Source organism: Chloracidobacterium sp. (assembly GCA_016716305.1).
Lineage (GTDB): Bacteria > Acidobacteriota > Blastocatellia > Pyrinomonadales > Pyrinomonadaceae > OLB17.
Genome location: JADJWP010000001.1, coordinates 351104 through 374244 on the forward strand (window position 1 = coordinate 351104; position 23141 = coordinate 374244).

Consider the following 23141-nt stretch of genomic DNA (forward strand, 5'->3'; position numbering starts at 1 on the left):
TGCGGCTGGTCAAAGGGTGATCTCGTAGATCGTAAATTCCCCGCTGCGGTTGCTGGCGAAGACTATCTTCGAACCATCGGGTGAAAATTTTGGTTCTACATCTTCGGCGGCGTCACGTGTCAGACGCAACAGCTTGCTGCCGTCAGTATTCATCATGTAGATCTCAAAGTTTCCATCGGCATTGCTTGAAAACACGACCCTTTTTCCGTCTGACGAGACCGATGGAGCAACGTCGTAGCGTATTCTATCGGTAAGGCGTACCGGTGTGGTCTGGGCCGACATCAGACGAAACAACTCAAAATTTCCTACACGTCCCCCGATCCTGTCGTTGGCAAATAGCAGATCGCCGTCAGGTGTCCATATCGGATTGACAGAAGATCCCTCGTCGCGGTAAGCCAGTTGCTGATCGCTGCCGTCCGGGTTCATTGTCCAAATGTCGTATCGTTGAAGATCACCCCCGCGATTGGTCGAAAAAGCGATCTTTCGACCGTCGGGCGACCACGAAGGCATCAGGTCTTTTGACGCATTCCGCGTCAGATTCACCCGATCCTTCCCGTCGACGGAAATCGAAATTATCTCTGTGTTGTCGTCTACAAAATCCGTGAAGAGTATCCTTTTGAAGTCAGGCGATACCGCCGGCTGGCCGTTGAGCCTCTCGACGACCGCCAAAACCTGATCCTGCTTTGAAACCTGATCGAACGACCTAATCTCGCCGCCCTCGTCTCCGATCGGCCTGAAATATACCAAAGAACTGTTATTTCCCAGGTAGTCCGGCTGGGTTGCCGGAAGTTGGGTGATGCCGAAATCGCGCGCGTCGAATGGTTCAACATTCATAAGATAGATGTTCTCAGCACCATCTTTGTCCGAGATCACAAGTAATTGGGTACCGTCGGCCGACCACGGATTGGACGCGGCGTATTCTGTACTCGCCAGGTTCGTAAGTTTTTTTAAGCCGCCGCCGTCAGAGTCCATCAGATAGACGTCGGTGTTTTCGCCTTCGCGGTCAGAATTGAAAACGATCTGGGTTCCGTCGGGCGAAAAGCTTGGATACGAATCGTGGCCTGGATTATCGGTCAGCCGCATTACATTTCCCGTCTCGAGATCTTGCCGATAGATCTCGATGTTTCCGTCGCGGTCGCTGACAAAAAGGATCGAACGTGCATCCGGAGCGAACGACGGGTCACCATCGAATGCCGGATGACTGACAACCGGCTGGAGTTCGCCCGAAGCAAGCGTATAAATAAATATGTCCGAGTTCTTTTTTCCGTCCGGCGTTTCGGACCAAACTTGAAGAACGAGCTTTTTGCTGTCAGGCGACCACGAGGTATTGCCGGCGTTGAATGTGAGCTGCTTTTCATCGCTCCCGTCCGCATTGGCGATAAAAACGGTTGATCCGCCTCCCTCCCGCTGATAGAAGACCTTTGTGCCGTCCGGCGACCAAAGTCCTCGGGCGAGCCCGGGAATAGCTGCTTCGCGTCGGACATCGCTCCCATCCGCATTCATTACGTAGCTATAAGATATCTTTCCCTCCAGCCGTACAAACCTGATCCTGCCGTCAGACGCGAATGTTGGGACCATGTCCGTCGTTGGGTCATTTGTCAGCCTGATCAAGGTGTTCTTGGGGACACCTGCTTTTTTTCCCGGCGTCTGGGGCCTGTAGACAAACGCGGCCGCGAGAAGCGATGCGAAAAGCGCGAGCCCCAAGCCGAGATAAATATATCTGCTTTTCTGCCACGGTTGTGATCCCGGTGATGAACCCCGTTCCGGGCGATCGGGTTCAACACTGACAGCTGCGGCCTCTATCCGAGCAATGAACCGATAACCCTGCTTCGGAACGGTCTCGATAAAATCGCTCCCGTCTGACTGACGCCCGAGTTTTCTGCGAAGCGTTGAAACGGTTCGGTTGACGTTTCCTTCTTCGACGACGGCATCTGACCACACGGTTGCAAGCAGTTCGTCCTTCGTTACGACCTCGCCGGCGTTCTCGATCAGCTTCGCAAGAAGATCAAAGACCCTCGGCGTCAGTTCGATCCGAACCCCATTTTTCATCAGGCTCCGCCGTGAGGCGTTAAATACATAGCCATCGAAACGAAGACCGTCAGACATGCTCGCTGCATCGTGCATTTTCGGAACTTTTCGGAACTTTTCCGGCTGTTTACAGGATTTTTCCGGCTCCCGAAAATTATAAGGTTAGAAGCCATAAGTATCAATAAAAACCGATGCAGCCTGACCGCCGGCTACGTGACTGACCGCAGACCTATACAAACTAAATGGGAGATCAAAACCAAATGCAGCGAGCTCGTGCAATTCTCGTAGGAACCTTTGTACTTCTTGTCAGCATGACCGCAATGGCCCAGAGCTACATATTCACCTATCAGGGCAAGCTGAATGACGGCGGTGCTCCTGCAAATGGCGTTTACGATATCCGTATCACACAGCTCGAGGCCATAGATCAGCCGGCAGGTACCGATACCATATTCGATAACGTACAGGTAACGAACGGCATATTCACCGTCGATATTCCGACAGGTGCACTAATACTTATCGAAAACAGACTTCGCTTCCTTGAGATCGCCGTCAGGCCAGGCAATAGCGAAGGTGCGTTTTCGGTACTCTCACCGCGCCAGGCGGTGAATATGGTTCCTTACGCCGGCCGGTCAGCCTCAGCCGTCGAGGCGAACTATGCTGTAAACGCAACAAACGTAAGCGGCGGAACAGTGTCGGGTAATGGGGCCGGCATCACGAATCTAAATGGTTCTAATATCGCACTCGGCACCGTCGGCCCCGAACAACTGGCACCGAATCTGATCGACGCTCCAAAAAGAAATGCATCACTTCTCGCATCAAAACGATGGGACGTTCTGAGAAGATGGAGAACTTTTCCGGTCGGAACCTCGCCACACGGAATTACCTTTGACGGCAAGCATGTCTGGACAGCAAATTCCGGTTCAAACAACGTTACAAAACTGGACCCGACCGATGGCTCGATAGTAGGCACCTATCCCGTAGGATTGAATCCCAGGGGAATTGTTTACGACGGTTCAAATATTTGGGTGGCAAACTTCGGTAGCAGCAACGTTTCGAGGATCCGTGCAAGCGACGGCACTAACTTAGGTACCTATTCAGTAGGAAACAACCCCATCGCTATTGCTTTCGACGGTACTGATGTTTGGGTAACCAACTCTGCATCAAATAGTGTGACGAGGTTGAGTACAAGCGACGGTTCAGTTGTAGAAACCATCGATGTAGGCGTTGGGCCCGTGGCGATTGTATTTGATGGATACTATCTTTGGACGGCGAACACGGGAAATAGCGTAACTAGAATTCGAGTTACGGGTGGCAACTCATTTGGAACATTCCCCCTTGGAGCTCTGGGGAATGGAACAGGGATTGAGTTTGATGGAACACACATCTATGCCCTGACCCAACTCGGTAATGTCGTTAAGATCAAGCCAAGCGATGGCTCCATAATTTCATCGTTTTTATCAAATTCCTTGGGATTTCTTGCACGCAGCATCCTCTTTGACGGAACAAGCCTGTGGGTTTCGCATGGCAATGGACAGATTCACAAGCTTCGAATAAGCGACGGAGCCCTACTTGCAGAACATACTGCATTAACTGATAGTCGCGGCCTTGTTTTCGACGGGATCAACGTGTGGGCGACTGGTGCTCAAAACGTCGCGGTTAGACTTCCACCGGCATTTCCAGAACCTTGATCGGAGTTCCAACGCCATGTCTCTCAAGTATTTTCAGAACCAAAGTTGGCTTCCAAGGTCAAAACATATCGACGCGTGTTTCCAGTTTTCTGTTTGCTCCTTATCATCGTTGCCGCCTTCGATGAAAGTTTCGCTCAATACGAGATGACCGAGTACGTTATTTCAAATGGTGGCGGGCGGTCGGGCGATGGCTTGAGGCTCAAATATCGTCACCTTTAAAAATAGGAAAGGGAAAGAACGACTTATGCGACTTAAAGTACCAACTGTGATCTTGTTTGCAACCATTGTTTTTGTTGGAACCTTGGCAGCACAGCCCCCCACCTCTACGACCTTTACATATCAAGGAACGCTAAGTGGGACGAATGTTAATCCAAATACCATCTATGAGTTTCAGTTCTTGCTTTTTGATGAGGAGACTGGCGGCGGCCAACTTGGTCCAACTATAACCAGGGGAATATTACTGCGAAACGGCGTGTTCATCGCCCGGTTAGATTTTGGAAATCAGTTCTCAGGAGAACCTCGATATCTTGAGATTCGGGTCAAAGGGCCCGGCGAGCAGATTTTCACGGTTCTCTCTCCTCGCCAATCGGTCGATTGGGTTCCATATTCCGTGCGAAGTAGTACCTCCGACAATTCCGGAACCGTAGGCGGCGTGCCTCTTTCAGGCTTGGTTCAAACGAACGACCCGCGATTGACCGATGCTCGGCAGCCGCTGCCCGGAAGCGTGAGCTACATTCAAAACGATACGAATCCCCAAGCGGCTAACTTCAATATCACGGGTGACGGAACTGCCGCCAATCTCGATGTTACCAGCGAGTACCGGATGAACGGCCAAAGGTTCTTAAAAGCTTCAGGAACTGGTATATCGCTTGGGTTTGACACACTATTGCCTAGCGAGGGCAGCACTTCCGTTGGATTCGGAGCGGGTGGGGGCCTGCCACCAGGCGTTGTACCTGCCGCGAGCACAGCGGCGACCTCTGTCGGGTATGGTGCCGGTGGTGGAAACAACGGGTCGTTCTTCGGGAGACTGGCGGGACGGAGGAACACTGGTGCCGGAAACTCGTTCTTTGGTACGGAAACGGGGCTCAACAATACGGGAGGACAACTCAACTCGTTCTTTGGATATCGGGCAGGCAGGGCAACCACGAATTCGAATCGAAATGTATTTTTCGGAGCCAATGCCGGGCAGGCTAGCACTGACGGGGAATTAAATACCTTAGTTGGCACGGATGCCGGCACCTCACTTGTGAGTGGGAGTCAGAATACGTTTCTCGGCGCGGCGGCGGGCAACGAGATTGTGACTGGAGACTTTAATACATTTATCGGTACCGCTGCAGGAAGCCCAAATGGTTTTGAGAATACGATGCTGGGCGCGAATGCACAGTGCGCACCAGGTGCAATCGGGTGCAACGGCGTAACGCTGATCGGCTCCTTGAGTCGCGCCACCAACGTTAACTGGAATGCGACTGCGATTGGCCACCGGGCGCAAGTTCAACAGGATAACTCGATCGTCCTGGGTTCGATCAACGGAATCAACAGCGCCACCTCAGATACGAATGTCGGCATCGGTACGACTGCTCCGACGCAGCGACTGCATGTGGTCGGGAATTCGGTTCTGACTGGCAATCTGGGCGTTGGGACCACGAGTCCAACAAGCAAACTCCACGTTATAGGCAACGGATTGATCACTGGAAATCTGACCGTCTCGGGAACCATCACAGGCGCGATCAACCTTACTCCAGGCAGTCCGAACTACATTCAAAATACGACAACCCAGCAAGCAACTTCGAACTTCAACATCAGTGGTTCCGGCACGGCCAGTATTTTCAATGCCGGGTCGCAGTTTCAGATCGGCGGCAATCGTGTGCTGTCCATCGCAGGCACAGAGAACGTTTTTGTTGCCAGAAACGCGGGACAGGCAAACACCACCGGGATTTGGAACACGTTTATCGGTTTTGATTCGGGCCTCTCGAATCTTGGTGGCAGCAATAACGTGTTTCTTGGCCACAGTTCTGGCCGATCGAATGTATCGGGCACCGGCAATACCTTTCTTGGAGTCGGAGCCGGGTCCGGCAATACCACCGTTGGCGGCCTGACCTTTATTGGCGAGAATGCCGGTGCGTCAAATACGACCGGAGGCGGAAATGTCTTTGTCGGTGCAGCATCAGGATTTGCGAACGAAAGCGGGTTCGACAACACATTCCTTGGGGTCAATAGCGGCGCAAACAATGTCGGCGGCAGCTCAAACACCTTCGTCGGTATGGGAAGCGGGGCCCCAAATAGCTCAGGTTCGCAGAACACCTTTGTCGGAGTGACGTCTGGAGCTCGCAACACTACCGGTAACAATAACTCTTTCTTCGGTTTTCAGGCAGGATTTTCGACAGTTAGTACCGGCGGAAATTCGTACTTTGGGCACAATGCGGGGATGGCGAGTACCGGAGGTCAGAACTCGTTTTTTGGCGCAAGTTCCGGGCTCGCAAATACCACCGGTTCGGGCAATTCCTTCTTTGGTTACCAGAGCGGAAATGCGACAACCACCGGTGGCGGAAACGCTTTCTTCGGCGTGTTGTCTGGCTTTGCCAATTCGATCGGCGAATCAAACACCTTTGTCGGTGCGAGCGCAGCCGCGAGGAACACGTCCGGCTCTGACAATTCATTTATCGGAGCAAGCGCCGGATTCTTTAACACGACCGGGACCAAGAACATCTTCATAGGCAAAGATTCGGGTCGGGACAATACGACCGGCTCGCAGAACACGATCATCGGCTGGAATGCGACCGTGGCGACCGCGAACATGCAAAATGCCACCGCGATCGGTGCAGATTCGAGATCCTATGCCAGTAACCAGGTTCAACTTGGACGCGGCGGGCTTGATACGGTCTCGATCGGATTACTGGGAACAGGCGGAACTGCACAGGTCTGTCTCAATTCATCGTTGATAAACGGAAACGTTCTAGCCGCCTGCTCGTCCAGCATGCGTTACAAGAATAACGTTTCCGGATTTACGGCGGGCCTCGATCTTATCCGTAACCTCCGGCCCGTAGCGTTCACTTGGAAAGACGGCGGCAAAGCCGACCTTGGTTTGGTCGCAGAAGAGGTAGCTGCGGTCGAACCGCTGCTGACTACAACGAACGACAAAGGCGAGGTCGAAGGCGTGAAATACGATCGCATCGGCGTCGTCGCTGTCAACGCCGTCATTGAACAACAGGCGCAGATCGAGAACCAGAGCCGCGAGATCTCGAAACAGCGGGACGAGATCGAACAGTTGAAAACCGAAAACGATGCGCTCCGCATGACACTTACAGAATTGCGGAACGCATTTTGTGCGACAAATAACGCCGCGGCCATATGCAAGGTAAAAGCTCCGAAGCCCCGATAAATACAATTCGGTTCGGCTGCTTTTTTCCCATCACGACCGAGTGATGTTCACGAATGTTCCCGGAGGCAAAGAAATGAGATTTAACTTTGGAATTTTGGTTGTCGCACTTGTCGCTCTCAGTGGGTCAAGTTCACCCTCGTTCGGTCAATACGAGGTCACGCGGTTTGTCATCTCTACCGGCGGCGGAACGTCGAGCAATGCCCAGTACGAAGTAACAGGCACGTCGGGTCAGCCCGTCTTGGGCCCGCTTGCGTACGGAGCTCCCTATTTTTTACAGAGTGGCTTTTGGAACTTCGATCTCGGACCGACCTCCGCGATGGCAGCCATCGAAGGACGCGTCGTCACGTCTGACGGCCGCCCGCTGGTCAGAACAAGCGTCATCATTATCGATGAGTCGGGCGCCATCAGATCGGCTCTGACCAACCCATTTGGCAGATTTCGTTTCGACGGGCTCGAGGCGGGCCGCACATACGTGATCGAGTTTTCGGCAAAAGGCTTTGTTTCAACGCCGCACGTCATTTTCCTTGCCGAAGACATCGCCGGACTCGAGCTGACGGCATTCCCTCAATGACCGCAAGGATAGAAAAAGGCGGCAATTGATCGGGTCAAATGCGAAAATATGAGGTCTAGATCGGACCAAGCCCGTTAGACGGTCATTGATCATATTGCCCGCCTTCATCGGAACGTGTGGAATTCTCGGTGGTCAGATGATCTTGTGTCTTCCTTCCACGGATAACGGCGAAAGACCGTGCTCGCCGCTCCGATCGAACCTCATCCGCGGCCAGCTGTCGTCTTCCAACCTGACCTGTTATTCTTTACATCTGAGCCCATCTTTGAGCCGGTATTGCGTTCGTCCCCGCGTAGTGCTGCGGTTATGCGAATTTCGGCGCCCAACGGAGATCGAACATGTCAGACGAATCAATAAGCACAACACCCAAGAGCGTTAATGTCCTCGCAGCGGCCTGCCCATATTGGAGGGTCGTATGGCAATAGTAGTCGATGCGATCAGCGGCGCCGATATCGCCAACGTGGTAAATAACAACATCGATGGTGCGGTCGACCTTTCGGGCAAACGCTGCGGTGAATTTTTTGAAGCTCTTGCTGCGCGCGTCGGCGACAAAAAGATCTCGGTTCTCCGGATCTGGGGACACGGAACGACACACTACGCCAGCGGCAGGGATTACGGCAAGGGCAACATGAGATTTGTGGAGGACGAGGTGAGCGATGATACGCTCGCCACATTCGAGCCTCACATCAGAAAACTGACGCCGCTCCTTGATACAGGTTCGCGAGTCGAGATCCGCGGTTGCCAGATCGCATTGGGGACTGGCGAAAAATTGATGCTCAGACTCGCGGACATTTGGAAGGCGGAGGTACAGGGTTCCCCTCGGTCACAACCTTTGCTTTCTTGGACCCCGCCGGTCAAATCGGCATTCCCCGGCGCAACTTCGCTGCGAGGTGCAGTCATTATCGAGTACAACGATGAGCGTTATAAAAAGCGATGACCCTTACTATTTGCTTGCACCTGCGTGGCATTTGTTCTAATATTGATTTTAATGTAAGGATTCGGAGGTTCCGTGTCCTTTATTTTTGATAGGAGCAGCAATTTATATGTCAGCAGTAGCAGCACCAAACGTCGAATTGAATGTGACCGAAGCGGCCGCCGTCGAGATCAAAAAGTTTCTCGCTGGCGAAGATGACCTGCCCGAAACCGCCGGCCTTCGCGTCCGCGTGGTTCCCGGCGGATGTTCGGGCTTTCAGTACAGCCTGAACATCGAAGAAGAGTCGCGACAGGGCGATTTCATCCTCGACAAGTTTGGTATCAAGCTTTTCGTCGATATGTTCTCGGCACAGTATCTGAACGGCGTACAGATCGATTACACGTCGAACATGATGGGGTCAGGCTTTACGTTCGAGAATCCGAATGCTACCGGCGGATGCGGTTGCGGAACCTCTTTCTCGGCGTAGATTACTTCCAGATTCAATAGGAACGGCGACGGTTTATGCCGACGCCGTTTTTGCTTTTTGGAAGCATTGGTTCATTGCATCTATTTCATTGCATACAACGGACAACTAAGGAAGGCATTTGCGGGGAGGTGACGCACGGACAATTCTCGGGAAACCGGGAATTGTCCGACGCCCGCATTGGGGGGTCGCTTTCCGCGCGTTGCAATTTCGTGATCAAAAATGTTAACCTCTTTCTTAGCTGATCAGCCGGACAGTACGAAGCCTTGCGATTTATCCGGCAACGCAAACACGAATTTCGCGTTTCAGCAACGATAAATATACAGACAATTTGAACGTCCATTGGATCCGCTAGACGGATCATCGGATTAATCTTTGCTCCTGGCCTTTGCGTCAATTAGGTGATCCCGGATCACCCTGCCTTCGTTCTTCAAGTCTGAAACAAATAGCAGGAGTCATAAATTTTGATCAATTTGAAACGAGGCTTGGTTTTGTCGCTTTGCGGCCTTTCGGTAGTACTTTCGGCCGACAACGCGGTATTTTCTCAAGATCGGGAACGCGTTGTGCGAACCGTTTCTTCGAGGCCGACAAACCAGCCCGCCGCTCAGCCGCAAGCTGAAAGGCCTGCATCGCTTTCCTCATCCGCACCGGTCAGATCCACAAGCCAACGCCCCGTATTGACCGACAATATCGTCGTCGCGGAACCGTCGAAACCGCTAGTGAAAAAAACCGGCGAATCGAGCCCGTTGACCGTGATGGCAAGGGCCGCGGGCAAACGTTCGATGTATAGTTCGGTCGTTACGAACAGCATGCTCGGAGCTATCCAAAAACGGCTCGGCATTCCGTATCTTTATGGCTCCACCGGGCCGAACCGCTATGACTGTTCCGGTTTTGTATGGGCCGTTTTCAACGATGCAGGTATCAATTTCACGCGGCAAAGTGCCCGCAGCCTGTGGGCAATGTCAGAACCGGTGATGGGCGACGAACGATTCGAGTTCGGTACACTCGTTTTCATGAACAAACTTGGCCATATGGGTATCGTTGCTGACGAAAACGGGTTTTACCACGCCTCATCCAGCAAAGGAATCACGTATTCGCCATTCAAAGGGTATTGGGAGAAACGCATTGTCGGATTTCGCCGCCTGGTCATGCCCGATCCGCACAGCGTAAAATAGGTCGGTAGTTTTTTTTAGGATCGGCCCGGGGCTTATCGGCTCCGGGCTTTTTTGCGCGCCGTTCGATCTCGGCAGTCGTGAACGCGATAAATGTAGTACGTACCGTGGAATTTTACGCTATCAGCCGCGCTCGAGTTCATTTTGCGACGACCACAAGAGAGCCTCGATGCGATAAAAGCGGGCCCAATTTCGATCTTTCTCCCGGGTTGGGCTGGCATTCAAATTGCACTTTAGATCGGTATATAAGCGCGCTCCTCTCCTCTCAAAGCGTCTGGAATTTTCGGATTCGAATCATGCTTTCGTCCGGGTATTGTCCCGATCGCAATGACCTCGCTGCCTGACAAATTATTTTGGATAGTTCGCGGTATTCGCCGTATTGCGTGTGTATCAAGGTAGATTTCTATTGACCTATTAGGCCTATTCGGCCATGCCTGTGCGCCATGCGCATAAATGGAGTAAGAAAATGAGATCAATTAAAGTATTAATATTTCAAAGTATTCGGGTCGCAGTAATTGCTGCGATCGCAACAATCATCGCCGTTGCCCAGCCTGGGACCTCTATTGACGAGACGATACCGAGCGGTTCGCTCGTTATCGCGATGGACAATGCCAAACAAGGCAATTCGACAGGCTGTAACGGACCAGCGTTCAACCTTAAGGCGTATGGATTGGCGGTCCGTCTTCTGCACAACAACATCCCGGTCAAATGGGCGATCGCAAACAAAGCGTCGAAAGACGCGAACGACTTTACCGTGAATGCGACGCGCATCTCCGGGCAATCGTGCCAGACCGGACCGTCGGATTTCGGCTTCTCTGGCGGCCCGTTGGTCGTAGTTCAGGAATACGCGGTTCTCGCCCTTCCGATAATCACGGCGTTCAATAACGAGATCGACGGAACGTCAAATGACGTCCGCGTTTATCAAACGAACGCCGCGGTCAACGCTCCGATAAGGTATACGCTGACACACAAACCCCTTATCGCGGTCGGGCCGGTTGACGGCGGTTGGGGAGGCGATCCGCACACGACCCTCTTCACCGAAGCCAAGCTGACGGGATATTTTGCCCCGGTCGAAGACATCGATATCGGCCCCGGCAGCTGCTATACGATGGCGACCCAGGCCCATGCTACGTCAGCTCCGTTCTATAATTCGTTCCGCGGGTTTGTTGAGAACGGCGGCAACTTCCTGATCCAGTGTGAATCGATAACCCACTACGAACAGAATCAGAACCCGCGATTTCAAACAGCGAACGGATTCAATTTGTTTGGCAACAGCAGTCAGTTCCCCGGTCGGACCATAGGCACCTCGAGTACGCAGGTGACCTACCCGAACCCGGCGATGCCTTTCAGTCAGTTCGTCGGGGCCTTTGCATCAAATGTTGACGGCGCTGTCTCGGAGTTTTCTGTAATTGGCGGAGATGCCAATTTTATCAACAACACACTTTCAGCCGTTAGGAACACCAGCACCGGCTGGACAACGGCACATATCGCCGCGGTCGGACGCATTCCCACATCAACCGGCGGCGGAGGCCACGTCTTCACGATCGGCGGCCACGACTATTACCGCGACACTACGCCGACGAATGCCAGCCTTGAGCGTCGCAATGCCCAGAGGATGATCCTGAACGCGGTACTTGTACCTTCGGAACGCAGCGGATGCTCGCTTTCGATACCGATAGTCAAGGGATTCAAGCAGGTCGAATATCTCCCGAACACGCCTGACGATGCCGTTCCTGTCGGCGTTTTCAATCCCGGCGATACGATCACGTGGACGATCCGTTATATAAACGATGGGCTCGTACCGGTTACGAATTTCCAGATAGTCGACCCGCTGCAATCTGGCCTTATTTATCAGGGACCGCTGGTCGTCACGACAAACGGTTCGGGAACGATCGCGACGGCGAATGCCTCCTACAACGGCACCGGAAACAACAATATGCTCGCCCCGAACGCCGTACTCGGCATTGGTGGGATGATAACGGTAAAGGTCAGAACGACCGTCACACAATGGACGACCTATCTGAACCACCCGACTGCATATGGAACCGGAATGCCCGAAGGCGGCGAACGGACCGACACGGTCGATGCAACAACACCTGGTACGTTCGGCGGCTATCCGATCGGATGTCAGCCGGGTTCGAATTGCTATCCCCAGGAAGATTGGCAAACGCCCAGCCTTGACCCGACGGGTATCCTGCTCGTTGGGCCGACCTCAGCACCGGCTTCCGTTGAAGGACGAGTGATCGATGCCGGAGGCCGAGCGCTCTCACGCATCAACGTCGAGATCTACAACGTCCAGACGGGAGAGATCAAAGCGGTCACGACGGGTTCGTTCGGCACTTTCAAATTTGATTACCTGACGACCGCCCAGTTCTATGTGGTGAGCGTTTCGGGCAAACGTGTGTATTTTCCGATCGATACCCATTCTTTCACTTTGCTCGATAACATTGTCGGATTGACGTTCGTCGCCGGCGAACCGCAGCAGGTGAAGAACTTGTCCGAGGGTACGAAGGGGAAGGTTCCGGCCAGATCAGGCCTGAAAAAGAACTAGGCCCAACGGATCGGGCTTTCTAAATTGCCCGCAACATTTCGGCTCGAACATGGTAAAGCGTGTTCGAGCCATTTTTCATGCAACGAAACCCGGACGAAGATGGTTGTCAGAAACCACGTTGACCGCAGCGATCTTTTCGATCGATATATACAATGTCTTATCTTCATCATCGCGTAGCGAAAGTATCCCGTTTTCAACCTCAAGAACCTCTCCGGTAAATCCTACGGCCGAAGTACAGCTGACGTCGATCTTCTTTCCAACGAGCGATTTAAGTTTCTCTTCCATAAATTGATTGTTGCAAGCAATGTTTGATTCCAGGCGAGATTCTACTATGTAACGACCGCGAAAATCGAATGTCCTGGGATTTTCAATCAAAGCGACCGAATTTCGGTCAGAATGACCGAATACCTCATTGCCGCCCAAACAAAATGTTGACTTCTGTTTAGCAACTATCTACATTGTTATACAGTGATCGGCCCCGCGATCCATCTTCAACGTTCTTTCTGCACCCAACTAAACCAAATAATCTCAACGACTTCCCTGAAGTTCCTACCGACATATGAAACGAACACTCTTCGTCGCCTTCATTATCCTTGGATTTGGCTTCTCGTTGTACCTCGCCGTTGCTCCCGCATCGGGTAAAGACAGCAAACTCATCAGAAGCCGGAACGCCGTTCCCGGCCGATATATCGTAGTGTTCAAGGACGATCGGTCGAAGTCTACCGAAACGGATCCTTCTGCAGCGTCGACTGCCAATGTTCTGGCCGGTGAATACAACGCGATGATCGATACGATCTATGATACGGCGATCAAAGGATTTTCGGCAGAGATGTCTGCTAAGGACGCAGAGGCGTTAAGCCGCGATTCGCGGATCGAGTTTGTCGAGGAAGACTCGGTAGCATATGTCAGTAGTGTAACGACCAATTCAGATTGGGGCCTTGATCGGATAGATCAACGCGAACTGCCGTTGAACGGCGCGTTCATGTATTCCGAGACCGGAGCGAACGTGAACGTTTACGTGATCGATTCGGGCATCAGGCCTACTCATACGGAATTTGGAAATCGCGCGTCGGTAGCGTTCGATGCGCTTACAGACGGTCAAAATGGCATCGACTGCAACGGTCATGGTACACACGTCGCTGGAACGATCGGCAGTTCGACATACGGCGTTGCAAAGAATGCCCGTCTCTACGGCGTCAGAGTGCTGCCGTGTTCCGGGTTTGGTCTGGTTTCGAGCATGATCAGCGGCGTCAACTGGGTCACTGCAAATCGCGTCAATCCGGCGGTCGTCAACATGAGCATTGCCGTCAGCGGCATTTCAAACTCATTGAATAATGCGATCAACAATTCGGTCGCCTCGGGGATCACGTTCATCGTTTCGGCCGGAAACAACGGGAATGATGCTTGCCTTTATTCACCCGCGACCGCGTCTTCGGCATTGGTGGTCGGCGCCACCGGGAACGATGACGCTCGCGCCGGATATTCAAATTTCGGAGCATGTGTTGACATCTTTGCTCCCGGAAACAATATCACTTCGCTCAGCCATCTGAGCGACACCGGAACGCGGCTTATGACCGGAACATCGATGGCAGCGCCGATGGTTGCAGGAGCTGCTGCACTTTATTTGGAGGCCAACCCCAATGCCTCGCCGGCAACCGTCGCCAACCGGATCAAGCTCGATGCCACCTCGGGAAGCGTGACCAACATCGACACCGTTTCGCCGAACAAGCTCCTTTACACTTGGCTGGACGGCGCTCAGCCTCCGACGCCAGGCAGCGTAACCATCATTAAAGAAGTGGTATCGTGGGGCGGCGGGACCTCGTCTTCAGAATCATTTACCTACACGGCCAGCAACTTCGGACTCCCGTCGTTCTCGTTGGTCGACAGCGACGTAGTACCGGCAGACCGTGTTACGAATGCGAACGTGTTTCTCTTTGACGAATCGAATGCGATAACCGTAACCGAAAACGAGACGACGGGTTGGGGACTAACCTCGATCTCTTGTACCGAGACCGGAGCCGAAGGCATGCCGAATTCTCAGAATTCGACGGTTGACCTGCCAAATCGAAAGGCGAATATCGTCGTCGAAGAAGGTGAATCGATCGTATGTACCTTCAGAGGCGAACAATTCGCACCGACCGCCGCTCCCGGATCGATAACCGGACGTTTGATCGATCAACGCGGAACCGGGCTTCGCGGACAGCATGTGACGCTGTTTGACGCGAACACCGGAGAGACGCGAAGCGCGATAACGAACTCGTTCGGGTTCTATTCGTTCGGCGAACTTACCGTTTCCCACTTTTACGTGATATCGGTTAGCAACAGCAAACGGTATCAATTCACACCTGATAGCCACTCGTTCTCTTTGGATGGCGATATGTTCGATATGAACTTCACGGCAACGGAGCATACTCGGGGCAGTTGACGCTGCGATCGAGAAAGCAAAACGGATGGTGAGGCCCGATCGATGATCGGGTCTTTTTTTGACTTGAGGCGTCGAATCAGGCAAAAATACTGCTTCGGGACGAAAACAATTATTGGAAATCGTCCGAATTGCCACTTTATTTGTGCAAATATAAACGGTCTGAGCGTCTTTGTACCAGACGCCGAAGCGGGAATATCTTGTGGTGTGTCCGCTAATGTGTTGCAAGTATTGGGTGTTTGTCGTTTGAATCAACCTGAAACGGAAAGGTTCACACGGAAAAAGAGGGCCGATCTCAAGAAGATGGTTATTGACTTCGATCTAAATATTTGTTAAACAATCGTTTATAGTTTTCTAAGTTTCGAGCAGTCAATTTTTTTTTCGTTCAGTGTTGCCCGTACCCCCGGGCGAGAGCCTCTGGCAAATGCACTAACGTTTTTTCTTCTTAATTGGAGACTACTTCATAGGAGTAACTAGATTATGTATTTCCACCAAGGAAAGTTCACGCATTTCGTTTTAGCTTCGCGAGCAGCCGCATTCACCTTGTGCGTGCTTTTGCTAGCAAACGTCAGTTTCGGCCAGCTCCGAACCCTGGACCCGCGAGCCGGTAAGAGCCAGGCGGAGATCAAGACGAACGACGATTCCCTTCGAACCGGGTTGGGCCCGTATTACATTGAGACGACCTACGAAGGTTGCAAAGCACTGTTTGACAGGGGCGGGCCGGAATATGCCCACATGACCACGTTTTGGGAGATGAGGATCGGGACACCAACGCCGAACGGTAGTTTCCCGCTGGTCAATGCGGCTCCCGTCTCGATTTTTGGTGGCATGACTGAAAATCCGAACCTGGCCATCAATATCAGTTCGAGTGGCAGTAATGTAAATTCGTGGTCGCTCGGTCCTCCACAGTTTCTTGATCGAGCCGTCTCGGCTATCGTTATTAGCGGCGTAAATGGCGGTACAGGCTTGTACGTTTACACATATCCGACCTTAGCGGTGAGCGATGTCGGGCCGTTTTCCACCCCACCGATCGGAAATCAATTTCCGCAGGTGAATGCTGTATCGTTTTGTTTTGAGCCATTTACGGCTCCGTCATCAGCCGACGCAATAATCTCAGGCCGGGCTCTGACGACCGCTGGACGAGGCATTGCGAATGTGAGGATGGAATTGACAGACCTTTCCACCGGCACGGTTCGATACGCAATGACGAATCCGTTCGGTTATTACACGTTCGAAGAGGTTCCGGTTGCTACGCTCTATATGGTTCGGGCATCGCACAAACGCTACACGTTCTTCGACAACGATCGAACGATCACGCTTGAAGATAACTTGACGGGATTGGATTTCGTCGCGGAATGACCGTCCCTGGTATTTGACCGGCGGATAGCCCCTGTCCGCGATCTGAACAACTTGGTGCGATCTCGAACGGGTCTGGATCATTTCAGGCCCGTTTTTTTTCGTGTTCCGTCCGCTTCACGTGTTCGAGGAACAAGAAGGGTCAGCGATTCGAGACCCGCCACGTAGCTGCCCAATCCCCTAGCCGCTCCGATCCCATTGCTTTCTCTTTGATTCCCGTTCGCTGTTCTGAATGACTCAGTGCAGCCGCGACCAATGCCAGATCGCGTTCGATCATGTCCGGTACATGTTCTTTGCGGCGGTCCCGAAACCCGGTGATGAATCCTGTATCCAGATCGCCGTCGATAAATACGCCATCCTCCATCACTTCGCGAAAGAAAGGCAGCGTCGTAGCGATCCCCTCGATCCGGTATTCTGATAGCGCCCTACGCATACGTTCGATCGCCTCGCGCCGGTCACGGCCGAGTACGGCGAATTTCGAGATCATCGGATCGTAATAGATCGACACCTCAGCACCTTCGTAAACGCCACTGTCGTCACGTGTGCCCGGCCCGTGCGGAACCTTCAGCCGCGTTATGCGTCCCGGCGAAGGCATGAAGTTCTGTTCGGGATCCTCGGCATAGATTCTGCATTCTATCGCATGCCCGCGCATCACGATGTCGGCCTGCGTGAACGACAGTTCTTCGCCTGAGGCCACATTTATCTGCTCACGGACCAGATCGATCCCGGTGACCAACTCGGTGACCGGATGCTCTACCTGCAGCCGGGTATTCATTTCGAGAAAATAGAACGATCGGTCGAGGTCTGAAACAAGAAACTCCACCGTTCCCGCGCCAACGTATTTAACGGCCCGCGCGACTTGAACTGCGCACGCTCCCATCGCTTCGCGCAGTTCGGCGGAGTTTATGGGTGACGGTGCTTCCTCGATCACCTTTTGATGACGTCGCTGGATCGAGCATTCGCGTTCACCTAGATGTACGTGATTGCCGTGCTTGTCCGAGAAGACCTGTATTTCGATATGCCGTGGCCGGACGATCGCCTTTTCGATATAGACGGCATCGTCGCCAAAACTGGCAAGCGACTCGGACTGGGCGGTTTCAAGAGCGTTCTTGAGCTCGCTTGCTTCCAGAACCAGCCTCATTCCCTTTCCGCCGCCGCCGGCCGATGCCTTTAACATCACCGGGTATCCGATCTCGGCAGCCGTCGTCGCAGCGTCGTCGAATGATCTGAGTTTTTCGGTAGTCCCCGGAACGACCGGCACACCCGCCTCGATCGCGATCTTGCGGGCCGACATTTTGCCGCCCATTGCTTCCATTGCTTCGGGAGGCGGTCCGATAAAGACGATCCCGGCCGCAGCGACCTGGCGCGCAAAGCCCGCATTTTCGGAAAGAAATCCGTAACCCGGGTGGATCGCTTCGGACCCGGTCCTCGTCGCGACCTCGATCAACTTATCGGCGCACAAATAGCTTTGGTTCGAGGGTGCTGGCCCGATGCAAAATGCCTCATCCGCCAATCTGACATGCATCGCATCCCGATCGGCTTCCGAATAAACAGCAACAGTGGCGATCTTCATTTCGCGACACGCCCTTATCACCCGACAAGCGATCTCGCCGCGATTTGCGATCAATATCTTCTTGAACATATTAATGCTGGAAGAATCCCCGTATAAATGAGGTCCGCTATTCGAGCATCGAATTTCCTTGATTCTTCGGATCGTATCGAACGCCGACCTTTGCTCCAGGAGCGTACTTCAGCGGATCGGCCATCTGCTCCGCAGACAACAGTTCAGACGATTCGAAATCGACGCCATTAAGCGAATAGACGTAGAAGACAAGCTCTTCGCCGCGAGACGTGGTCTCGCTGTCGATTATGCGGCCGTCGGTTATACGTCCATTCGCGAGCAGAAAACGCCGACGCTCGCCATGAATATCGCTCGGCCCTTTGCGTCTTAAGAAATTGAACAGCCCCATGCTAGTCGACGGTCAGCGGCGGTTTATTGAACCTCGCCCTCAATTTATTAGCAGCGGAAAGCACTGCCGGTCTTTGAATGATCCGCGCCTCGAGCGGACGTTTGCCCGGAATATCGAGCATTATCAGCCCGAGCAAGATCGTGAGTACTCCCTGTCCGGGCACACCCGGCAACGATAGCGCAATACCGAGCAAAATAAGAAAAACGCCGAATACGTTTTTCAAGATCACTGCTCCCCAGCGGACGATCCACGGACTATCGGGCAGAAAATCAGCCTTATAATGGCTGCTAAAATAATTGGCCGGCAGTTTGACGAGCACGACCGCGATCGCAGCGAAACTGAAAGTAAGCGATAAAAGAAAGACACCGACCCCGAAAAGCACGTTTCCCAGAGTTAACGAGGCTAGAAATTCAGAAAGCCCATCGATCATCTCAGCTCTCCCTCAGTCTCCAAACGTCGAAACTCTGTCCAAATAAAGTACATTCGGTGGACGAGCGTCCAGATAGAACCAACGGCCAGTACCCACAACACTTGCGGCATCCGGTTGAACCAGTATACTTCTGAGTTCCAATCCCAGGTCGACAGCGCACCGATGATCAGCAGCACGATCCTCTCCGGACGCTGCAAAAAACCAACGTTCGCTTTGACGCCCAAGCTCTCCGACCGGGCCGTCGTATAACTCACCATTACGGATCCGATCATAGCGACGCCGCCCAAGATCACGTTCAGGAGCGAATGCTGCGGCGTGTTGCTGGCATAAAAGACCATGATGCCCAGAAAAGCGACCATGTCCGACAGACGATCAAGTGAAGAATCAAGAAACCCGCCAAACTTGGTAACGTTCCCTGTGAGACGAGCGACGTTACCGTCGAGCATGTCAAAGATGTTTGCGATTATCAGAACGACACCGGCGTAGAAAAACTCGCCCATCCCGAAAAGAATGCCGCAAAAGACATTGATGGAGACACCGATGGTCGTCAAGATGTTCGGCGGGACTCCAAGCGAAGCAAGGCCGCGAACCATCGCGTTGATGATCCACATTGCTCCCCGACCTATACCTTCTCCTAGCATCCTGGTTGCGTCGCCTGTTTTTCCGGGACTGACAGACGCTCAATACTCCGTTCGTTATTCCTGTTCGTGGATCGTCGTCAGGCGGCTGATCTCGAAATTACGCCAACCCGTCGGCGTCTTGACCCTCACCTCATCGCCCTCCTCTTTGCCCATCAGTGCTTGCCCGATCGGCGAAAGGGTTGAGATAAGGCCGTTTTCGGGGTCGCTTTCTTCCGAACTCACCAACCGATAGGTGATCTTCTCTTCTTTTTCTATTTCAAAGAGAACGACGCTCGAACCATATGCCACGCGGTCGGTCGGCAAACGTGTCAGATCGATCGATTCGACCTCGGTCAGCCTTTGACGCACCTGCATTATTCGGGCCTGGACGATCGACTGCCGCTCCATTGCCGCTTTGTATTCCGCGTTTTCACGCAAGTCGCCAAACTCACGTGCCTTCTGGATCTCTTTCGGCAGCCTGAAATGCAGTTCATCTTCCAATGCATCCAGTTCTGCCTTTAGCTTTGCTTTTACTTCTTCCATATTCAAACTTCTTCGCTACTGATGTCGTGCCGAACTAAAGATCTGATTCCTTGGGCGCCGCAAACGAAATTCCGATATCTCGAGCCGTCCGAACCAACTGACCGTCGATCGGTACAGTCTTGATATTCGCGCATGCCTCTGAAAGCGGGACCGTTACGATCGTGCCGGCCTGCAGCGCGACCATTTTTCCCGTCTGCCCATTCGCAAGAGCCCTGACCGCACAGGCCCCAAAATTGGTCCCGAGCATTCGATCGAACGCGTTCGGGCTCCCGCCCCGCTGAAGATGGCCAAGGACGACACAACGGGCTTCTTTCGAGGTCAACTCTTCCACTTTACGACGCACGTAATCGCCTACGCCGCCGAGCCTCAAATTGCCGCTATCGGCATACATTTCCTTTTTGCCCACTTCTGTCGCACCTTCGGCAACGACGATGTTGGTGAACCGCGAACCTTGTTTTTCGCGTTCGTTGACCTTTCTCAGCACCGATTCGAAAGAGAACGGGATCTCGGGGATCAGGATTATGTCGGCACTGCCCGCCAAGCCCGTGTGAAGAGCGATCCAGCCGGTATTCCGGCCCATCACCTCGAGGATCATGACCCGGTCATGCGACGCCGCGGTCGTGTGGAGCCGGTCCAAGGCCTCCGTCGCGACGTCGATCGCGGTCATGAAACCGAACGTCAACTCTGTCGCCGCCAGGTCATTATCGATCGTTTTCGGGACCCCGATCACGGGAAATCCGCGATTGTGAAATTGCTCTGCGATCGCAAGCGTTCCTTCACCGCCTAAAACGATCAGTGCCTCGATCCCGAGAATGTCCAGATTCGCCAATGCCTCGGCGATAGGCATTTCCGGAAAGAAAGGCTGTCCGTCGGTCATCTTAACAAAGCTTCCCTTGTTCCGGGTGCCAAGGATAGTGCCGCCGCGAGGCAATATTCCGCTCACGCTTCGCGGCGTAAGCTTCATCGTTTGGGTCTCACCGAGTATGCCTTCAAAGCTGTCCTCGATCCCGATGACCTTCATTCCAAATTCGCCCACGGCAGTTCTGACCACCGCGCGTATAACCGCGTTGAGGCCAGGTGCGTCGCCGCCGCCGGTCAATATGCCTATCTGTTTGTACATAAAACCCTTAAGTGCAGGTCAAACAAGCATTTTACTTCAACGCAGCCGAAAACTTAAGAGCCGAATGAGGCGGCTAGGCAAAAAAGCAAACGGACGAACCGGCTGAACCAAGTTCGTCCATCTGTTGACCGCTTGAAAATATCCTATTTCTTCGCGAGGTATCGCTCGACCATCTTCTTGGCGTCAGGCATCACCTCGATCGCCCTGAGGACCTGCGGGTCGCTTTCGAGCAGAACCTGAATACCGGCTTCGTTCGAAAAATTGGCCGTCGCCAATTCCTGTCGGATCCGCGTTCTTGCATAATCCGCATTTGCTTTGATGTTCTCTGCTGATAGACCATTGTCCTTGTTCGCGAGGACAAATGCCTCAAATGACTCGAAGAGCTTATCGGTGACCCGAAACGCATCCGAAGATATCGACCATTGATGGTTCTGTTTCTCTACGCGATACGATTCCTGGCCGGCGATCTTGCCCGCGACGAGCTGTCGTACAAAATAGAACGCAGCATCGTTGATCCTGAACCGAAGCGGCGTAAACTCAGGTGCGGCAACAACAACGTCCGGCTCTATCCCCCTGCCGCCCATCAGCACGCGTCCGTCAGGTAAGGTCACCGGCGAACCCGCAGGTTTCGGTTTTGGGGCTTCGCCCGATCCATTTGCCTCGCCGTTCGTATGCGTGAAATATTCATAGATCGAACCGTTCGAATAATCACGCTGGAGCGATCGGCCGAATGGCGTGTAATACCGTGCCGTCGTCAACGTCAAACCCGTCCCGTAAGGCAATGGGAACACGCGTTGAACCAGCCCCTTGCCAAAGCTCTCAGAGCCGACTATCAGGCCGCGGCTATAATCCTGAATTGCTCCGGCGACTATCTCGGACGCCGATGCAGATCCGCCATTGACGAGAACGACCAACGGAGACCGGTCCTGTTGACTCCCTTTTGAACGCAGTTCCTGGCTTACTGCATAACGCGATCTGCCCTTGACCGAAACGACCGTCTGTCCGCTTGGAACGAACCGGCTGACCACCTCGATAGCTTGCGGCAGCAATCCGCCCGGATTTCCGCGGACATCGAGGATAAGGCTGTTCATGCCTTGCTTTTGAAGCGTGGCGATCGCATCGTTCAACTCGGCCGCTGTAGTCTCCTGAAATCCGCCGGTCAGCCCGATATAGCCGACATTATTGGGCAACATGAAATAATTTCTGATCGAGGGCAGCGGCACGCCGCCTCGAACCAGTTCAAGCTCGATCGGCGCGTTCGAGGCCGCGCGTTCGATCTTGATCTTTACCGGTGTTCCCCGTTCGCCGCGTACATTTTTTGAAACCTCTGCGCTCGTCCATTCTTTGGCGTTCTTTCCGTCCACCTCGAGAAACCGGTCGCCATAACGGACGCCGGCCTTGTCTGCCGGAGTGCCGGGTATCACGCTCTGGACATAGACACCGTCACGATGCTGGAGTATCGAAACGCCGATGCCATAAAACTGCGATGCCTGTTCTTCGTATAGTTTTCGGAATTCCTCGCGTGTAAAGAACTGCGAATGCGGATCGAGCGACCACAGCATTCCCTGAATCGACGAATCCGACAGTTGCTCGTAATTGATCGTACCGCCGTAGTTTTTCTGCATCACATCGACGGCCTCGCGGTAATCGGCGACGATCTTACCGGTGGTCACGCTGCTGTCAGCCGACGTGGAAGCCGGAAACTTCCCGAAAAGGCCGCCAAGGAGGGCTCCGAATCCGATGGTTACTAGTGCACAGGCTGCGAATTTACCTTTCATTGCTAAATACTACAAACTTCATAATCATACCATATCTTTGTGTCCGTAAATTGAATTCACGTTGCCGTAGATTCTGGTGAAATTCTGTCGGAAATCAGGGTGCATAACGCCGGCCAAAA

At 53.2% G+C, this 23141-nt stretch carries 18 protein-coding genes; 9 read left to right on the plus strand and 9 right to left on the minus strand.

Annotated features, from left to right (window positions below; genetic code table 11):
• Positions 1-9: 9 nt before the first annotated feature.
• Positions 10-2124, minus strand: a complete 2115-nt coding sequence (locus IPM28_01470) for a PD40 domain-containing protein (protein ID MBK9171668.1) — start codon at positions 2122-2124, stop codon at positions 10-12.
• 146 nt (positions 2125-2270) lie between these two features.
• On the opposite strand from IPM28_01470, the gene IPM28_01475 reads away from it, so the two are divergent.
• The 7 genes from IPM28_01475 to IPM28_01505 all read left to right on the plus strand — a co-directional run bounded on the left by IPM28_01475 (position 2271) and on the right by IPM28_01505 (position 12783).
• A complete protein-coding gene (locus IPM28_01475) occupies positions 2271-3716 on the plus strand; it encodes a YncE family protein (protein MBK9171669.1) in 1446 nt (481 codons plus the stop codon).
• Between the two features lie 244 nt (positions 3717-3960).
• Positions 3961-7095, plus strand: coding sequence for a tail fiber domain-containing protein (locus IPM28_01480; protein ID MBK9171670.1), 3135 nt, complete (start codon positions 3961-3963; stop codon positions 7093-7095).
• 73 nt (positions 7096-7168) lie between these two features.
• Positions 7169-7666: a carboxypeptidase regulatory-like domain-containing protein gene (locus IPM28_01485; GenBank protein ID MBK9171671.1), complete on the plus strand. Its 498-nt coding sequence runs from the start codon at positions 7169-7171 to the stop codon at positions 7664-7666.
• Between the two features lie 412 nt (positions 7667-8078).
• The gene (locus IPM28_01490; GenBank protein ID MBK9171672.1) at positions 8079-8600 is read left to right on the plus strand and encodes a hypothetical protein; all 522 of its coding nucleotides are present in this window, start codon (positions 8079-8081) and stop codon (positions 8598-8600) included.
• Positions 8601-8706: 106 nt separating this feature from the next.
• Positions 8707-9063, plus strand: a complete 357-nt coding sequence (locus IPM28_01495) for an iron-sulfur cluster assembly accessory protein (protein ID MBK9171673.1) — start codon at positions 8707-8709, stop codon at positions 9061-9063.
• A 470-nt stretch (positions 9064-9533) separates the two neighbouring features.
• Entirely contained in the window at positions 9534-10235 is a 702-nt protein-coding gene (locus tag IPM28_01500; GenBank protein MBK9171674.1) for a C40 family peptidase, read from the plus strand.
• Positions 10236-10698: 463 nt separating this feature from the next.
• Positions 10699-12783, plus strand: a complete 2085-nt coding sequence (locus IPM28_01505) for a carboxypeptidase regulatory-like domain-containing protein (protein ID MBK9171675.1) — start codon at positions 10699-10701, stop codon at positions 12781-12783.
• A 75-nt stretch (positions 12784-12858) separates the two neighbouring features.
• On the opposite strand, the gene IPM28_01510 is transcribed toward IPM28_01505, so the two are convergent.
• Positions 12859-13068, minus strand: a complete 210-nt coding sequence (locus IPM28_01510) for a hypothetical protein (protein MBK9171676.1) — start codon at positions 13066-13068, stop codon at positions 12859-12861.
• A 274-nt stretch (positions 13069-13342) separates the two neighbouring features.
• Between IPM28_01510 and IPM28_01515 the strand changes: the two genes are divergently transcribed.
• Together IPM28_01515 and IPM28_01520 are read left to right on the plus strand one after the other, a co-directional pair.
• Positions 13343-15208 carry a S8 family serine peptidase gene (locus IPM28_01515; protein MBK9171677.1) on the plus strand — a complete coding sequence of 622 codons (1866 nt, stop codon included), beginning with the start codon at positions 13343-13345 and terminating at the stop codon, positions 15206-15208.
• 477 nt (positions 15209-15685) lie between these two features.
• Positions 15686-16564 carry a carboxypeptidase regulatory-like domain-containing protein gene (locus IPM28_01520; protein ID MBK9171678.1) on the plus strand — a complete coding sequence of 293 codons (879 nt, stop codon included), beginning with the start codon at positions 15686-15688 and terminating at the stop codon, positions 16562-16564.
• Positions 16565-16703: 139 nt separating this feature from the next.
• On the opposite strand, the gene accC is transcribed toward IPM28_01520, so the two are convergent.
• From accC to IPM28_01555, 7 genes are all read right to left on the minus strand, one after another.
• Positions 16704-18203, minus strand: a complete 1500-nt coding sequence (gene accC / locus IPM28_01525) for an acetyl-CoA carboxylase biotin carboxylase subunit (protein ID MBK9171679.1) — start codon at positions 18201-18203, stop codon at positions 16704-16706.
• A gap of 37 nt (positions 18204-18240) precedes the next feature.
• On the minus strand, positions 18241-18531 hold the full coding sequence (locus tag IPM28_01530; protein ID MBK9171680.1) for a hypothetical protein: 291 nt from the start codon (positions 18529-18531) through the stop codon (positions 18241-18243).
• Position 18532: 1 nt separating this feature from the next.
• A complete protein-coding gene (locus IPM28_01535; GenBank protein ID MBK9171681.1) occupies positions 18533-18961 on the minus strand; it encodes a hypothetical protein in 429 nt (142 codons plus the stop codon).
• The gene (locus IPM28_01540) at positions 18958-19602 is read right to left on the minus strand and encodes a CDP-alcohol phosphatidyltransferase family protein (GenBank protein MBK9171682.1); all 645 of its coding nucleotides are present in this window, start codon (positions 19600-19602) and stop codon (positions 18958-18960) included. Before IPM28_01540 ends, IPM28_01535 begins: the two co-directional genes overlap by 4 nt.
• 54 nt (positions 19603-19656) lie before the next feature.
• Positions 19657-20124 carry a transcription elongation factor GreA gene (locus IPM28_01545; protein ID MBK9171683.1) on the minus strand — a complete coding sequence of 156 codons (468 nt, stop codon included), beginning with the start codon at positions 20122-20124 and terminating at the stop codon, positions 19657-19659.
• A gap of 34 nt (positions 20125-20158) precedes the next feature.
• Positions 20159-21244 (minus strand): 6-phosphofructokinase, encoded by a 1086-nt coding sequence (locus tag IPM28_01550; protein ID MBK9171684.1) that lies wholly within the window; start codon positions 21242-21244, stop codon positions 20159-20161.
• A gap of 143 nt (positions 21245-21387) precedes the next feature.
• A complete protein-coding gene (locus tag IPM28_01555) occupies positions 21388-23022 on the minus strand; it encodes a S41 family peptidase (protein ID MBK9171685.1) in 1635 nt (544 codons plus the stop codon).
• Positions 23023-23141 lie beyond the last annotated feature (119 nt).

What these genes read in the sequence shown, in the direction of transcription:
- IPM28_01470 (MBK9171668.1), bottom strand. Translation starts at nt 2,124, where the DNA reads ATGCACGATGCAGCGAGCATGTCTGACGGTCTTCGTTTCGATGGCTAT.
- IPM28_01475 (MBK9171669.1), top strand. Translation starts at nt 2,271, where the DNA reads ATGGGAGATCAAAACCAAATGCAGCGAGCTCGTGCAATTCTCGTAGGA.
- IPM28_01480 (MBK9171670.1), top strand. Translation starts at nt 3,961, where the DNA reads ATGCGACTTAAAGTACCAACTGTGATCTTGTTTGCAACCATTGTTTTT.
- IPM28_01485 (MBK9171671.1), top strand. Translation starts at nt 7,169, where the DNA reads ATGAGATTTAACTTTGGAATTTTGGTTGTCGCACTTGTCGCTCTCAGT.
- IPM28_01490 (MBK9171672.1), top strand. Translation starts at nt 8,079, where the DNA reads ATGGCAATAGTAGTCGATGCGATCAGCGGCGCCGATATCGCCAACGTG.
- IPM28_01495 (MBK9171673.1), top strand. Translation starts at nt 8,707, where the DNA reads ATGTCAGCAGTAGCAGCACCAAACGTCGAATTGAATGTGACCGAAGCG.
- IPM28_01505 (MBK9171675.1), top strand. Translation starts at nt 10,699, where the DNA reads ATGAGATCAATTAAAGTATTAATATTTCAAAGTATTCGGGTCGCAGTA.
- IPM28_01510 (MBK9171676.1), bottom strand. Translation starts at nt 13,068, where the DNA reads ATGGAAGAGAAACTTAAATCGCTCGTTGGAAAGAAGATCGACGTCAGC.
- IPM28_01515 (MBK9171677.1), top strand. Translation starts at nt 13,343, where the DNA reads ATGAAACGAACACTCTTCGTCGCCTTCATTATCCTTGGATTTGGCTTC.
- IPM28_01520 (MBK9171678.1), top strand. Translation starts at nt 15,686, where the DNA reads ATGTATTTCCACCAAGGAAAGTTCACGCATTTCGTTTTAGCTTCGCGA.
- accC (MBK9171679.1), bottom strand. Translation starts at nt 18,203, where the DNA reads ATGTTCAAGAAGATATTGATCGCAAATCGCGGCGAGATCGCTTGTCGG.
- IPM28_01530 (MBK9171680.1), bottom strand. Translation starts at nt 18,531, where the DNA reads ATGGGGCTGTTCAATTTCTTAAGACGCAAAGGGCCGAGCGATATTCAT.
- IPM28_01535 (MBK9171681.1), bottom strand. Translation starts at nt 18,961, where the DNA reads ATGATCGATGGGCTTTCTGAATTTCTAGCCTCGTTAACTCTGGGAAAC.
- IPM28_01540 (MBK9171682.1), bottom strand. Translation starts at nt 19,602, where the DNA reads ATGCTAGGAGAAGGTATAGGTCGGGGAGCAATGTGGATCATCAACGCG.
- IPM28_01545 (MBK9171683.1), bottom strand. Translation starts at nt 20,124, where the DNA reads ATGGAAGAAGTAAAAGCAAAGCTAAAGGCAGAACTGGATGCATTGGAA.
- IPM28_01550 (MBK9171684.1), bottom strand. Translation starts at nt 21,244, where the DNA reads ATGTACAAACAGATAGGCATATTGACCGGCGGCGGCGACGCACCTGGC.
- IPM28_01555 (MBK9171685.1), bottom strand. Translation starts at nt 23,022, where the DNA reads ATGAAAGGTAAATTCGCAGCCTGTGCACTAGTAACCATCGGATTCGGA.